Source organism: Solirubrobacter soli DSM 22325 (genome assembly GCF_000423665.1).
Lineage (GTDB): Bacteria > Actinomycetota > Thermoleophilia > Solirubrobacterales > Solirubrobacteraceae > Solirubrobacter > Solirubrobacter soli.
The window spans coordinates 208,430-223,565 of the sequence record NZ_AUIK01000010.1; the positions used below are offsets into that span (position 1 = coordinate 208,430).

10 protein-coding genes are annotated in these 15,136 nt (G+C 69.7%); 2 read left to right on the forward strand and 8 right to left on the reverse strand.

The features are described from left to right. Positions 1–84 precede the first annotated feature (84 nt). Positions 85–912, forward strand: a complete 828-nt coding sequence (locus G569_RS0110905; protein ID WP_211232952.1) for a tryptophan 2,3-dioxygenase — start codon at positions 85–87, stop codon at positions 910–912. Here G569_RS0110905 and G569_RS47365 read toward each other — a convergent pair. The 7 genes from G569_RS47365 to G569_RS47375 form a co-directional block, all read right to left on the reverse strand. After that, the gene (locus tag G569_RS47365; protein ID WP_053226177.1) at positions 909–2,411 is read right to left on the reverse strand and encodes a catalase; all 1,503 of its coding nucleotides are present in this window, start codon (positions 2,409–2,411) and stop codon (positions 909–911) included. The genes G569_RS0110905 and G569_RS47365 overlap by 4 nt on opposite strands. 42 nt (positions 2,412–2,453) lie before the next feature. Continuing rightward, positions 2,454–2,627 (reverse strand): hypothetical protein, encoded by a 174-nt coding sequence (locus G569_RS62410; protein ID WP_157591953.1) that lies wholly within the window; start codon positions 2,625–2,627, stop codon positions 2,454–2,456. A gap of 14 nt (positions 2,628–2,641) precedes the next feature. Then, on the reverse strand, positions 2,642–3,436 hold the full coding sequence (locus G569_RS0110920) for a cupredoxin domain-containing protein (protein ID WP_028063439.1): 795 nt from the start codon (positions 3,434–3,436) through the stop codon (positions 2,642–2,644). After that, the gene (locus G569_RS0110925) at positions 3,433–4,899 is read right to left on the reverse strand and encodes a multicopper oxidase family protein (RefSeq protein ID WP_028063440.1); all 1,467 of its coding nucleotides are present in this window, start codon (positions 4,897–4,899) and stop codon (positions 3,433–3,435) included. The genes G569_RS0110920 and G569_RS0110925 overlap by 4 nt, the downstream gene beginning before the upstream one ends. A gap of 67 nt (positions 4,900–4,966) precedes the next feature. Beyond that, entirely contained in the window at positions 4,967–6,598 is a 1,632-nt protein-coding gene (locus G569_RS0110930; RefSeq protein WP_028063441.1) for a cupredoxin domain-containing protein, read from the reverse strand. A 204-nt stretch (positions 6,599–6,802) separates the two neighbouring features. Then, a complete protein-coding gene (locus G569_RS47370) occupies positions 6,803–8,926 on the reverse strand; it encodes an MMPL family transporter (protein WP_084284675.1) in 2,124 nt (707 codons plus the stop codon). 94 nt (positions 8,927–9,020) lie between these two features. Next, on the reverse strand, positions 9,021–12,398 hold the full coding sequence (locus G569_RS47375) for a ThuA domain-containing protein (protein ID WP_053226179.1): 3,378 nt from the start codon (positions 12,396–12,398) through the stop codon (positions 9,021–9,023). Between the two features lie 194 nt (positions 12,399–12,592). Between G569_RS47375 and G569_RS0110945 the strand changes: the two genes are divergently transcribed. Then, positions 12,593–13,171 carry a hypothetical protein gene (locus G569_RS0110945; protein WP_157591954.1) on the forward strand — a complete coding sequence of 193 codons (579 nt, stop codon included), beginning with the start codon at positions 12,593–12,595 and terminating at the stop codon, positions 13,169–13,171. Positions 13,172–13,220: 49 nt separating this feature from the next. Here G569_RS0110945 and G569_RS64520 read toward each other — a convergent pair whose 3' ends face one another. Then, positions 13,221–14,975 carry a plastocyanin/azurin family copper-binding protein gene (locus G569_RS64520; RefSeq protein ID WP_028063443.1) on the reverse strand — a complete coding sequence of 585 codons (1,755 nt, stop codon included), beginning with the start codon at positions 14,973–14,975 and terminating at the stop codon, positions 13,221–13,223. Positions 14,976–15,136: the final 161 nt, after the last annotated feature.

A 15,136-nucleotide genomic window follows, 5' to 3' on the forward strand; every position in this document is an offset into this window, starting at 1 on the left:
GACGAGAACGAGCCCGGCGCACGGCTGCGAGGGGGCCAACCGCGGGTTTCGGGCATCGCGGGCGCCTCGGAGAACAGGCGTCGCGTGGAGGAAGGGGTCACGCGCGACCTGCGCGGCCGCCTCACCTACGCCGGCTATCTCGACCTCGAGAAGCTGCTCGACGCCCAGCACCCGCTGAGCGACCCCGAGCACCACGACGAGCTGCTCTTCATCATCCAGCACCAGACGAGCGAGCTGTGGATGCGGCTGATCATCCACGAGCTCGACGAGGTGCTCGCGCGGTTGGCCGTCGACGACCTCGGCCCCGCGCAGAAGGGGCTCGCGCGCGTGAAGCAGATCCAGCGCCAGCTCTTCGAGCAGTGGGGCGTGCTCTCGACGCTGACCCCGAGCGAGTACGTGAAGTTCCGCGACGTCCTCGGCCCCGCGAGCGGCTTCCAGTCGCTCCAGTACCGGATCATCGAGTTCCAGCTGGGCAACAAGAACCGCGAGATGCTCGAGGTCTTCGCCTACGACGAGGCCGCCTACGAGCGCCTGCGGCGCGTCCTGGAGGCGCCGAGCCTCTACGACGAGTTCCTCCGGCACCTCGCCCGCCGCGACTACGCCGTCCCGCCCGACTGCATCGACCGCGACTTCTCCGAGCCCCACCGCCGCCGCGACGACCTGCTCCCCGTCTTCAAGGCCATCTACGACGCCCCCAAGCGCGACTGGGAGGCCTACGAGATGTGCGAGGAGCTGATCGACGTCGAGGAGTCCTTCCAGCTCTGGCGCTTCCGCCACATGAAGACCGTCGAACGGATCATCGGCCACAAGCGCGGCACCGGCGGCTCCTCCGGTGTGGGGTTCCTCCGTGCCGCGCTGGACCTGACGTTCTTCCCGGAACTGCTCGACGTCCGGACCGAGATCGGCTCCTAGCGGTTCGCGACGTCGCGCGAGCGCGAGAACCGTCCCTCGCGCGCCGCGACGCCGAGGCCGGCGGCCACGCGCGCGCCAAGGTCGGCGTCGACGGCGCTCCAGTAGGCGACCACCCGCTCTTGCGTCGAGGTCGCCACGTCATCGCTCGCGTGGCCGACGATGTTCTCGACGAGGTGATCGCGATCGAGGTCGCTCATCACGTCGTTGTAGAGCGTGCGCGGCTGCGAGAAATCGTCGTCCTCGGCGTGCGCGACATTCGCGTAGCGGCCGATCTCGGCGCCCTCGACCGACCAGCCGACGTCCGCGCCCAGGTCCGGGTCGGCCATCGGGCCGCCGTGCGAGTTGGGGGCATAGACCGGCTGCGCGCCCGCGTGCCGGTAGGTCATGTGCCCGTCCTTGTTGTAGGAGTGCACCTCGGACTTCGGCGCGTTGATCGGCAGCTGCTCGTAGTTCGTGCCGATCCGGTGCAGGTGGGTGTCGTGGTAGCTGAAGATGCGGCCCATCAGCATCTTGTCCGGGCTCAGGCCGATCCCCGGCACGAGGTTCGCGGGCGAGAAGCCGGCCTGCTCGACCTCGGCGAAGAAGTTGGCCGGGTTGCGGTCCAGCGTCATCCGGCCCACCTCGATCAGCGGGTAGTCGGAGTGCGGCCAGACCTTCGTCAGGTCGAACGGGTTGAACCGGTACTCCGCGGCCTCGGCGAACGGCATCACCTGGACGTGCATCGTCCACGTCGGCGCGTCGCCCGAGTCGATCGCGTGGCGCAGGTCGCGGCGGTGGAAGTCCGGGTCCTCGGCGCTCATCGCGTCCGCCTCGGACTGGGTGAAGTTCTCGATCCCCTGGTCGGTGAGGAGGTGGTACTTGACCCAGAACTTCTCGCCGCCGGCGTTCATCCAGCTGAACGTGTGCGAACCGAACCCGTGCATGTGCCGGTAGGTGCGCGGCGTCCCGCGATCGGACATCAGGATCAGCACCTGATGCGCGCTCTCGGGCGAGAGCGTCCAGAAGTCCCACTGCATGTCGTTGGACCGCATGCCGGTGTCGGGCAGGCGCTTCTGGGAATGGATGAAGTCCTGGAACTTCGACGCGTCGCGGACGAAGAACACCGGCGTGTTGTTGCCGACCAGGTCGTAGTTGCCCTGCTCGGTGTAGAACTTCAGCGCGAACCCGCGCGGATCGCGGACCGTGTCGGCGAAGCCCTGCTCCCCCGCCACCGTCGAGAAGCGCGCGAACATCGCCGTGCGCCGGCCGGGCTGGAACAGGTCCGCCTTGGTGAACTGGCTGACGTCGCCCGTGACCTCGAAGAACCCGTGCGCGCCGCTGCCCTTGGCGTGCACCACCCGCTCCGGGACGCGTTCGCGGTTGAAGTGCTGGATCTTCTGGACCGTGTAGTGGTCATGGAGGACCGTGGGACCCTGCGGGCCGACCGTCAGCGAGAACTCGTCGCTGGAGGCCGGGATTCCGGAGTCGGTGGTCGTCGTGGGGCGTGTCTCGTCGGCCATACACCACACCTCTCCAACCTTGCTGCGGATCAAACCGCCACGTCAGGCCCCCGGGACGTAGCGGTCGCAGCGCGACGGGTCGCCGGACTCGAGGCCGAGGAGCCACGCGTCGCGGCGCTGCTCGGGCGTGCCGTGATGCTCGGCGGACTTCGCCGTCCCCGCACCCGGGCGCGCCGAGTGCGAGGAACAGAGTGAAAGGCAGGTGAGCGCGCGCACCGAAGGCGCGAACTCTACGGGCCGATGTCCACCCAGACGGCGTGGATCTCGGAGTCGATCTCGGCCATGTCGGTGGCCCAGACCTGGAGCTTGTAGCGGCGCAGCTTGTCGCGCAGGGCCTTCGGCGGCTTGATCGAGGCGCTCACCTCGCCCGCGTTGGTCTCCACGACCTCGGTGGCGACGACCTTCTTGCCGCGCTTGAGCCGCAGCGTCAGCGTCCCCGCCTCGGAGACGCGGACCTTGACCTTGGCCGCCGTCTCGGTCTCCTTGACCGAGAGCAGGTCGACGGTCGGCGCGGTGGTGTCGCCCTCCTCGAAGACCGTCGGCGGCGTCGTGGTGTTGGGCAGCGCCGGCGGGCCGGTCGGGGCGTCCGGGTCCTCCCAGTTGGGGTCGGTCCAGGGCTGGCCCGGGTCCAGCGGCGCGCCCGGGTCGGTCGTGCCGACCACGAGCTGGCCGTTCATGCCGCCCTGGGTCAGGCCGCCATGGATCGAGCAGTAGAACTGGTACGTCCCGGGCGCGTCGAGCACCTTCGTCGCCTTCGGCCCCAGGTAGGACGCGCCCAGCTGCTGCGGCGCGCCGCCGGGGGCGACGAGCCACAGGTCGTGGGTCGCCGCGTTCGGGTTGCCCGGCTGCGTGAAGCGCCACTCGATCGTGTCCCCCACCTGCGCGGGCACGTTGCGCGGCGTCCAGAGCGTGCGGAACGTCGGCGTGTCGAACGCCTGGATCGCCCGCGTCACCGCGGCCGAGGCCGACGCCGTCGGGAGGACGGCGGCCGCGACGAGCGCGCCGATCAGGACCCGGCGGATCACGCGACCACCTCCATCTGGCCCATCATCGACATGTCGCCGTGCTCGGCGGCGTGGCAGTGGAAGACGTAGACGCCCGAGTAGTAGTCGAAGTACGGCCGCACGACCACCGTCTGATGCGCGTAGACGGGGACCGTGTCCTTCCAGCCCGCGTCGCCCGGATGCGGCGGTTGCCCGTCGATCGAGACGATCCGGAAGTGGTAGCCGTGCATGTGCATCGGGTGCGTGCGCTCGGACGTGTTCACCCACGTCCAGAGCTCGGTCGTCCCCTGCCGCGGCTTGGCGTCGATCCGGTTCTCCGAGAAGCCGCCGCCCGCGATCCGCCACACCGAGCCGCCGCCGGCCAGACCCTCGAAGGTCAGCGGCCACGAGCGCTCCATGTTGACCTCGGGCAGCTCCTCGTCCTCGGCGAGCTGCTTCGGGATTCGCGCCTCCTCGGCGCCGCCCTTGACGACGTCGAAGCGCATCACCGCGGTCGTCGAGGACTCGCCGATCGTGTTGCGCAGGACGACCTTGGAGCCGACGCCGAACTGGCGGAAGTCGACCAGCACGTCGACGCGCTCGGCCGGCTCCATCGGGATCGACGTGCGCGCCACCGGCTTGCCCGGCAGCAGCCCGCCATCGGAGCCGATCTGGATCATCTTGCGCCCGTTGCCCAGCTCGAGCTTGTAGGGCCGGGCATTGGACGCGTTGAGGAACCGCAGCCGGTAGATCCGCCGCTCGACCGTCATCCGCGGCGCGACCGCGCCGTTGACGAGGATCGTGTCGCCGCGGAAGCCGCGGTCGAGGTCGAACCGGTAGCGGAAGGAGCCGTCGGCGTTGAACGAGCGGTCCTGGATCATCAACGGCACGTCGTACTTGCCCTGCGGCAGGTCGAGGTGCGCATCGTCCTTGTCATCCAGCAGGTAGAAGCCGGCCAGGCCCGCGAACAGCGTCAGGTGCGTCTCGCCGTGCGCGTGGTCGTGGTACCAGAGCGTCGCCGCGCGGGCGACGTTCGGGTACTTGTACAGCCGCTCCGTCCCGGTCGGGATGAAGTCGTGCGGGTGGCCGTCGAACTGCGGCTCCGTCACCCCGCCGTGCAGGTGCACGTTCAGGTCGCGCCCGCTCTGGTTGATCTGGCGGATCTGCACCTCGCGCCCGCGCGTGGCCTTGATCGTCGGCCCCGGGTAGAGGCCGTTGTAGCCCAGCACCGGCGTCTCGAGCCCGGTCAGGATGTCCGCCGTTCCCGGCTTCATCGTGATCGTGTACTGCTCGAGGTCCTTGGTCGCCGACGTCGGCGTGGCCACCGGCGGGATCGGCAGGTCGTGCTGGAAGGCGTCGAACGGGGTCGAGGACGCCGAGCGCACGAACGCCGAGGTCTTCTTGCCGTTCGTCGCCTTGCGCGGGTCGGCCTTGAAGGAACAGACCAGGGCGATGCCCCCGAAGCCGCGGGTCAGCGCGCCGCGGCGGGTGATTCCGTCGCTCATCGCACGACCTCGGCGCCATCTGACGCCTGAAACCCGCGGCTGGGGCCGCGGCGAACGTGGGTCAGGCTCATCGCGCGCGTCCCTTGCCCTTGAGGTTGATCTTCCGTGTCACGGTCGTCTGACCGATCGGCCCCGCCAGCGTGAGCGTGGCCGTGGTCTTGACCGTGCCTCTCCAGTCATCCAACGCCGCCTCGGCGGCGTCGTTCGGTTTCAGCTTGACCGTGAAGCGCCCGTTGGCGTCGCAGGTCGCCTTGGCCTGGCTGAGCTTGGTGCCCTTGAGGCCGATCTGATCGGCGACCGCCTTGGAGACCGTCAGGGTCATCGTGCCCGACCCGGCCGAGACGCAGCGGGCGACGACCTTCAGCTTGCCCTTGAGGAACTGCGCGACCGTCGTGGTCTTGACCGCGGGCGCGTCGATCGCCGCCCAGATGTTCGCCACCTTCGCCGGCGTCGTGTCGCGCGGCGGCTCGGGCGTGGCCGTGACCGTCGGCGTCGCGGTCGGCGACGTGGTCGGGACCGGCGTCGGCTCCGTACCGTCGTCGTTGCGGACCGTGATCGATCCGGTCATCTCCGTCGCGTGGGCGGAGCAGACGAACGAGTAGACCCCGGGCGTGTCGAACGTGCACTCGCCGGTCCAGCTCGCCGGCTGCGCGAACGCGGGCAGCGGCGGGCCGGGGGTGATCGCGATGCCGGTCTTCTGGACGCACGAGGTCGGCGCCGTGGTGAACACGACGTTGTGCGCGCTCGTTCCCGCGGGGTAGCTGAAGTCGACGGTCGCGCCCTTGTTGACCGTGACGGTGTTGTCGGCCGCGTCGGAGCTGGACGCGTCCTGGAACCAGTTCTTGACCGTTGGGCTGGTCGTGTCGTGGGCGACGATCCCGGCGCGGCCGACCGGCGTGGTCGTCGGCGTCGCGGTAGGCGTCGCCGTCGGCGTGGCGGTCGGGGTCGCGGTCGGCGTCGGAGTCGGCTCGCCACCCGCCTCGACGATGACCGTGCCGCTCATCTCGGCCGGGTGCGTCGAGCAGACGAACGTGTACGTGCCCGGCGTGTCGAAGGTGCAGGTGCCCTCCCAGCCGATCCCCTGCGCGAAGCCCGGCATCGGCGGCGCGTTGTCCGGGTCCAGGAACGGGACCGTGTTGGCCATCTTGGTCTGCGGGCACAGCGCCGGCTCGGGCGCGTTCGGGAACGTGACGTTGTGCGCGCTGGCGCCGGCCGGGTAGGCGAACGTGACCGTCCCGCCCGCCTTGATCGTCACTGAGTTGTCGTTCGCGTCACCCGTGACGTCCTGGAACCAGTTGCGCAGCGGGCTGGCCGAGTCGTGCGCCTCGACGCGCGCGGTGTTGGGCGTCGAGGTCGGCGTCGCGGTGGGCGTCGCCGTCGGGGTTGCCGTCGGGGTCGCCTCGGCGTGGACGACGACCGTCCCCTTGTTCTTGTCCGGGTCGACCCCCGAGTGGTACGTGTACGTGCCGGGCCTGGTGAACGTGCAGGTGCCGGCCCACGGCGCGGCCTGCAGCCACCACGGCAGCGTCGTCCCATCACCCCAGACGGGTCCTTCCGTCTGCTGGCACGACGCCGGCTCGAGGCTGCCGCGGTCCCACACGACGTTGAAACGACCCGTGCCGGTCGGGTAGGCGAAGTTCACCTTCCCGCCGACGAGGATGTCAACGGTCGCGGGCGCGAAGCCACCCGCATCCGACACGACGACGCTTGCCGAAGACGGCGGGTCTGCCTGACCCAGAGCAAGCGCAGGAACGACTGCTGCCGCCATCGTGGCGCAGACGACCCATGGCAGGTATCTCCTCCTCCTGCGGCCCAACGGAGTCCCCCTCCTGAACGTATTAACGCGACCGGAATCCTACGGGATTGTCAGACAATCCGCAATGACTTTGGGTTTATTGCGAGACTAAACAAACCGCCCAGGCCACCAGTTCTTCTCATTTAACAGGAGAGCGACGGACGGAACAAAGAACGTGCGAACGAGGAAGGCGTCGACGATCAGGCCGAGCGACACCGTGAAGCCGACCTGGAAGAGCGCCTCGAGGTCGAGCGCCATGAGCGCGGCGAACGTGCCCGCGAGGATCAGGCCGGCCGAGGTGATGACCCCGCCCGTCCGCTCCAGGCCGGCGATCACGGCCTCGCGGGTGCTGAGACCACGGCGATGCTCCTCGCGGATCCGGGTCATCAGGAAGATGTTGTCGTCGACCCCCAGCGCGACCAGGAAGATGAAGCAGAAGATCGCCAGGTTGGGGTCCGATCCGGACTGCCCGAGGACGTGGGTGAAGATCAGCGAGGAGATCCCGAGCGCGAACGCGAACGACAGGATCACGGTGCCGATCAGGTACAGCGGCGCCACCACGCAGCGCAGCAGGGCGATCAGCACGATCAGGATCAGGATCAGGACCAGCGGCACGATCAGCTTCGCGTCGCGGTGCAGCGCCTGCAGGTTGTCGTGGTTCTCGGCCGTCACACCCCCGATCAGCACCGTCTGCCCCTGCCCCGCCTTGCGCGCGACGTCGCGGATCCGCGGGATCATGTCCATCGTCGAGCGTTTGAACGGGTCCACCGAGAGCAGCACCTCGGTCGAGATCAGGTTGCCGTCGGTGGACTGGGAGTCGGTGTTGGCGTCGGCGATGCCCTTGGTGATGCGCAGCTGGTCGCGGACCTGGAGCGCGACCGGCGCGGACGTGACGAGGTCCAGCGGCGCGACCCGGCCGGGCGGGAAGCGCTTGAGGATCAGCTCCTGCCCCTGGACGGACTCCGGGGCGTTGCGGTACTGCTGGGAGAGATCCAGGTAGTCGCGGCCCTCGAGGTTGCCGAGCGCGCCGAGCGCGAGGAGTGCGGCGCAGCCGAACGCGAGCCGACGCGGGTGGCGGCGGACGAGCTCCGAGACGCGCTTCCACCCCGGACCGACCGCGGGAGCCTCCGGCTCGACCTTGGGGATCGCGGGCCAGAACGCCCGCCGGCCGAACGCCACCAGCAGCGCCGGCATCAGCGTCAGCCCCACGGCCATCATCACGACGATGCCGAGCGCGAGGATCGGCCCCATCTCGCGCGTCGCGTTGAAGTCGGCGAGGCCGAGCACGAGCATCGCGGCGACGACGATCCCGCCCGAGGCGAGGATCGCCGGCGAGGTGCGCGCGGTCGCCCGTGCCGCCGCGGCGTCCACGTCCGCGTCGCGGCGCAACTCGTCGCGGAAGCGGCTGACGATCAGCAGGCAGTAGTCGGTGCCCGCGCCGAACATCAGCACGATCAGGATCGCCGTCGACTGGCCGCTGACCGTCGTCGCGCCCGCCTCGACGAGGCCATAGACAGCACCCGTCGCGATCAGGTAGGCGATCGCCACCACGCCCAGCATCAGCGCCGCGATCAACGGCGAGCGATACGTCAGCAGCATCAGGGCGAGGACGAGCACCATCGTGATCGTCAGCAACGTCCCGTCGATCCCCTCGACCGCGGCGCTGCGGTCGGCGTCGAAGCCCGCGGGGCCCGTCACGAAGCTGCGCAGCGGCTCCGCGGTCGGCTTCGGCGCGATCGCGCGGATGGCGGCGACGTCGCGCGACACCGACTCGGTGTCGTCCTTGCGGCTGATCACCGGGACGAGCACCATCGTCTCGGGCGAGTCGTTGGAGAACGCCGACGGCGGGTTCTCCGGGCCGAGGTCGTGGCCGATGTCGCCGCACGCCACGCCGCCGGGGGCGCCGACGCCCTGGAGGTTCGGCAGCGTCGGCGAAGCGCAGATCTTGTCCATCGTCTCCGCGATGAGGCTGTTCTGCTCGTAGATCGAGCCGCGCGTCGCCTGGAACGCGATCACCGCGGTCGACCACGGTCCTTCCCGGAAGCGGCCGTCGAGCAGGTGGTGGACGGTCGTGGACTCCGCCCCACGTGCCCGGAACGTCTCGCTCTCGTCAGCCGCCTTGGCCTGGAGCTTGGGCTGCAGGCCGGCGAGCGCGACGGCGAGCAGCAGCCAGGTGCCGATCACCAGCCAGCGCGAACGCCGCCCGAGTGGGAAGGAAGTGAAAGTACGCATTCGAAAAAGGCCGTCCCCCCACCGCTGACCAAGCGATGGGGGGACGGTTATACGGCACCTGGGAGCCTTACGCCAAGGGCGTAAGGGACCTGCTTTACGGCGTGGTGGTGGCCAGGGTGAAGAGCAGGGTCTTCGAGTACTGGCCCGCGCGGAGGGCGTCGTTCGCCGCGACCGGCTGCTGGAAGCCCAGCGTCACCGCGTCGTTGGAGATCGGCGCCGCCCAGTTGAGCAGTGTCAGCGGGCTGCCGGAGACATCCGCGTATGTCGTGTTCGGGTTGGCGGCGTTGGTGGCGCGCGCCTTCAGGGCCTGCGGCAGGAACGACGTCCCGTTCGCATGCACCAGGCGGCCCGGAGCGGTCGTGCCCGGGTCGACGACCGTCAGCGCCGCGTTGCCCGCGGAGGAGACGACGTTGGCCGTGGTCGACGCCGTGTACGTGTTAGCGACGGCCGGCACGATCGCGCCGAACGTGGCCGGAGCGCCGAGCGTCAGGCCGAGGACGGTCGGGACCGTCGCGGTGACCGTGGACGGCTCGGTCGTCGGGACGTCGACGTCGAACGTCTTGGTCGAGACCTGGCCGTCCGCGTACGTGACCGCCAGGGTCGCCTGCTGCTTGCCGCCCTTGAGGTACGTGTAGGTCGCGGTCGGGCCCGACTGCTTGGACCCGTCCGGGAAGCTCCACTCGTAGGAGACGCCACCGGACTTGCCGATGTTGAACGCCACCTTGCTCGAGTTGCCGGTGGTGTACTGCGGGTCGGGACCCGGAGTGTCGTCGCCGCCGGTGTACGCGAAGCGCCAGACGCCGGTGTTGGCGTTGGAGATCGTGAAGTTCGAGCCGGAGTAGCTGGCCACGTAGAGCGCGCCGTCGGCCCCGAAGTCGAGGTCGATGGTGCGGTTGTTGTTCATCAGGCTGGTCGGGACGATGCCGTACAGCGAGTCGGCCGAGACCGGCGCGCCGCCGTCGAACTCCGTCGCCGGATCCATGAGCAGCGCGTGGCGGATGTTCGTGCCGCCGGCGAAGTCCGACAGGAACCAGCGGCCGTCCCAGTAGGCGGGCCAGGCGCCGGCCTTGGCGTTGTCCGGACGGCGGTACGTACCGGCCGTCATCGGGGCCTGGCTGCCACCGAACGCGAACGGGCAGCGACGGAACGCGTTCTCGTCGTTGGCCGCGGTGTTCGTGGCGTTGTAGATCGCGACCCCGTTGGCGTTGCGCTTGAAGTCGTAGCAACCGCCCTGCGGGCCGTACCAGATGTTGACCGGCTTCGGGGCGGGGATGTCCTTCAGGCCCGTGTTGTACGGGGAGTCGTTGGCGACCGGCTTGCCCGACGTGCAGTCCCAGAAGGCGCCCGTCTGGCCGTCCGCGCCACCGCCGACCGTGCCGCGCACGTTGTCGGTCAGGTTCGCCGCGCCGCCGCCGCCCGTGGTGGACGGGAGCTTCGCGCGATAGTCGAACCGGTTACCGGCCTGGCAGTAGGGCCAGCCGTAGTTGCCGGCCTTGTTGATCTGCGTCGCGTTCTCGGTCTTCGCCGGACCCCACGTGGTGGAGTTCGTGCCCTGGTCGGGGCCGACCCACGAGGCGGAGATCTTGTCCGTCTTGGAGTCGATGTCGATCGAGTACAGGTTGCGCACGCCCATGGCGAAGACCTCGGGCTTGGCCAGCTTGTCCTTCACGGCCTGGCTGTCCTCGGGGAACAGGTTGCCGCCGTTCGGGGCGTCGGCGCCCGGGATCGTGTACGTCGTGCCGATACCGGGGACGTTGCCCGGGTTGTCCATCGGGTGGATGCGCAGCAGCTTGCCTTCCCAGGCGTTGGTGTTGCCCGAGGTCTGGCGCGCGTCGGCGAAGGAGATCGTGCCGCCGCCGGACGTCGTGTTGTGGTTGGCGCGGACCACGCCGTCGACCGGGACGGTGTAGTTCGGGCTCGAGTTGGTGTAGCCGCCGTTGTTGGAGTTCGGCGTGTTGCCCGTGTTGTCGCCGGAGGCGAAGTACAGGTTGCCCTTGGAGTCCCAGTCCATCGAGCCGCCGAGGTGGCAGCAGGAGTAGACCTGGGTCATCCAGTGGAAGATGACCTTCTCCGAGCCCGCGACGAGCGTCTTGGTCGCCGGGTCGTAGGTGAAGCGCGACAGTCGCCGCTCGCCCATGAACGACTGGCGGTCGAAGCCCGGGCCGAGCTGCTTGGCCGGGTCGGTCGTGTACGTGCCCTGCTCACCCATGAAGTACGGGTGGTACTGGACGTAGATGTACGGGCGGCCGTTGGTGAAGTTGGGGTCCAGGGCGATGCCGAGGATGCCCTGCTCGTCCTTGGACGTCTGGCCCGACTCCGAGCCGCCGCCCTTGGCGCCGAAGACCGTCAGGTCGGCGACCTTGGCGACCTTGGCCGCGTTCTGGTCGTCGGAGCCGGCGACGTTCGGATCCCACACGTGGATCGTGCCGCAGCCCTTGCCGACCGTCGGGCGGCCGAGGCTGTCCAGCGGCGCGTCCCAGTTCGTGGTCTGTGGCATGTTCTGGAAGCAGACCGCGCGGCCGGCGTAGAACACGCGACCGTCCTTGGCCATCGCGAGGCCGTCGATCTCGCCCGTGAACGGGTTCAGGCCCTGCGTGTCGCCGGGCGGCGCCGGGTTCGGCACGGCCGGGTTCTGCGGCGTCAGGCGCGTCGCGGTGTAGTTGGAGTTGATCGTCGCCTTGCAGTTGCCGCGGACCATGCCGGCGGCCCACTGGATGGCGCCGAGCAGCTGCTTCTTGACGGCGTCGTCACCGTAGGAAGCGGCGGTCCCGCCGAGGCCGGTGTAGAAGGAGCGGCCCTGCTGGACGTCACGGCACCACGACAGCGCGCGCTCCTGCTGCGGCTGGATCGTGTTGGTCGTGCCCGTGAAGCGGGTGACGGCGTCGTTGGTGACCGACGTGCCGTCGGGCAGCACGTTGAAGCGCACGCGGGCGACCGTGTGGACCTGACCCGTCGGGTTCGCGGTCCAGGCGTAGTAGTTGTCCGAGTGGGCCTTCCACAGCAGCGGGTTGGCGCGCGTGGCCGGGTGGACGCGGTCGAGGAACTCGACGTCCTGCGCGGAGACCGCGGACGCGGCCGTCGTGCGCGGGTTGCCCGTGAGGCCGATGAGCGTGTCGAAGAAGGCGTTGCCCTCCTCGAGCTTGGCCGTCTCGCCGATGCCGACGAAGCCGCCGCCGCCCTGGACGTAGCCCTGCAGCGAGGCTTCCTGCTCCGGGTTGAGCGCGTCGCCCGCCGAGTTGACGAACGTGACCGCGCGATAGCCCGCGAGGTTCGCCGTGCTGATCTTCGTCGCGTCGTTGGTGACGTCGACGGTGAAGTTGTTCGCAGCGCCCAGCGCCTGGATCGCGGCCGCGGCGGGTGCGGTGGCGTCGTTCGCTGCGCCGGCCGTCCCCGTGAACACGAGCACCTTGCCCGCGTCAGCCGACGCCGGCGAAGCCCCGAGCATCGCGGTGAGCGCGAACGCTCCACCCATTGCAAGCACCGCACGCGTGCGGCGTCCCACAGCTGTTCCCATCCCCACTCTCCCCTCCTCCGAAGACGAACTGCCCCGTCCCGATGCTATTCAGCTTCCGGTACTCATGTCAACAGCTTTTGCATCGCGAATTCGCAAAAGTCGTGGATTACGCTAGGGACACGCAAAAAAGGGTGCGCGATGAGGAGAGAAAGATGAATCCACGGAGGGTCAGAACGGCGCTAGCCGTCCCGTTGGTCGCGGGATTGCTGGCCGGCTGCGGGGGTTCCAGCGACAAGCCGGCGCCGCCCGAGAAGGGCAAGGTCGTCCGTGGCGAGACCGAGACCGGCATGAAGATGACGGTCGACACCTTCCTCCCGGTCGCCGACGATCCGGTCCTCAAGAAGCTCGATGCCTACAGAGCGAAGGGTCACTACCCCGCGGTCGACTACCACCGCGTCACGGCCGACAACACGGCCGGTCAGGTGCCGGACCAGGGGCGCGAGGTCACGTTCGCCAAGGACGCCAACGCGATCGCGACGGGCCAGGGCGTGGAGACCCGCTTCGTCTGCGACCTGCTGCGCTTCGAGTGGGTGCCGTTGCAGGGCATGGAGCAGGCGCACGCCGAGCTCCAGGACGAGCTCTGCAAGAACGGGCCGCCGAAGCCGAATGGCATCGAGCCTGGTCAGAAGCAGGTCTACTACGTGATCACCGACCGCGGTTTCGGGCAGCGCGGTATCAGAAGCCAGAAGATCTTCGGGCCGCGCAGCGCGGAGTTCACCCCGGCCACGTGATACGGCTCGAGGGCCGCGGCGGTTCGACCGCCGCAGCCCTCGTCGTTCGCTACGGCTGAGTCGTGCTCAGCGTGAACGTGATCGTCTTGGCGTAGCCGCCCGCGAGCAGCGGCTCGGTGGCCGAGACGGCCTGGCGGACCGAGATCGTCACCGGGTCGTTGGAGATCTCCTTCGGCCAGGTCAGCAGCGTCACGGGGGTGCCGCTGAGCGGCGCGAACGCGGTCGTCTGGTTGGCGCCGTTGGTCGCCTTGACCTGCAGCGGCGAGGCGAACTTCATCGTCCCGTTGCTCAGCCGGCCTGAGCCGTCACCCGGATCGGAGACGCTCAGCGTCGCGTTGCCGGCGGTGCTCGTCACGACGGCCGGGACGCTCGCGTCGTAGGTCTGCGCGACGCCGGGGGTGATCGCGCCGAGGTTGGCCGTGCTCGAGCCGATCGTCAGCGCGAGCAGGGTCGGCACGGTCGCCGTCGGCGTGCTCGGGACCTCCGTCGGCGGGACCGGGGTCGACGTGGGCGTCGGGGTCGGGCTCGGCGTGGGCGTGGCGGTGGGCGTCGGCGTGGCGGTGGGCGTGGGCGTGGGCGTGGCCGTGGGCGTCGGCGTCGGCGTCGGCGTCGGCGTGGCCGTCGGGGTCGGCGTGGGCGTGGGCGTCGGGGTCGGCGTCGGCGTGGGCGTGGGCGTCGGCGTCGGCGTGGGCGTCGGCGTCGGCGTGGCCGTCGGGGTCGGCGTGGGCGTGGGCGTCGGCGTGGTCGTCGGCGTCGGCGTCGGCGTCGGCGTCGGCGTCGGCGTGGCCGTCGGGGTCGGCGTGGGCGTCGGCGTCGGCGTGGGCGTGGGCGTGGGCGTCGGCGTCGGTGTGGCCACGGGCTCCACGATCACCGTGCCGGTCATCTCCGGGTGCGTGCTGCAGACGAACGCGTATGTCCCGGCGGCATCGAACTGGCAGTAGCCCTCCCAGCCGGCCGGCGTGGCGAAGTCCGGCATCGGCGCGATCGTGTCGGCGTCGGCGATCGGCACCGAGGGCGAGTTCTTGGTCTTCACGCAGGTGGTCGGCTTCGGGTTGTTGTTGAACGCGACGTTGTGCGCGCTCGCGCCCGAGGGGTAGTTGAACGTGACCCGCTCGCCGACCTTGACCGTGACGCTGTTGTCGGTCGTGCTCGACTGCGACGCGTCCTGCCACCAGTTCACGCCCGCGTTGTCATGCGCGGTGATGGTCGGGCCGGTCGGCGTCGCGGTCGGGGTCGGGGTCGGCGTGGCCGTCGCGGTCGGCGTGGGCGTCGGGGTCGCCGTCGGCGTGGGCGTCGGAGTCGGAGTCGGCGTCGGAGTCGCGGTGGGCGTCGGCGTCGGCGTCGCCGTGCCGGTCACGATCACCTCGCCGGACATCGCGTCGCCGTGGGCGTCGCAGAAGAACGTGTATGTCCCCGGCGTGTTGAACGTGCACTCGCCGGCCCAGCCGGGCGGCTGGGAGAAGTTCGGCAGCGGCGACTTGTCGTCGGTCTCGATCGGGATGCCCGCGGGCGACGCCGTCTCGACGCACGACGTCGGCTGCGTCTCGAAGTCGAAGTCGACGTTGTGGACGCTGTTGTTCTGCGGGGCGACCGCGTAGGTGAAGGTGACCTTCTCCCCCGCCGCGATCGTCACGGAGTGGTCATCGCCGGATCCGCTCGCGTCGTTGTAGAAGTTGTCGCCGACCACGAACGCGGCGTTGGCCGCCGGTTGCGGGTCGCGCACGGGCTGACCCCACGCGAACGCTGGCACCACGATGGCGGCCAGCACGGCGCACGCCAGCCATGGCAAGAACGACTTCCGCATCCCGACAGCTCCCCCTCCGATGGACCCCGTAGCGGCGCAGAACTTATCGGCGCCTCACGCACAAGTCAACGACTTTTGCGCCACGAGTGCGCAAAACATGAGAGCTGTCAGCTGCAATACAGGGGAGCCGCGGCGGAGGTTTAGACCGCCGCGGCTCCGAA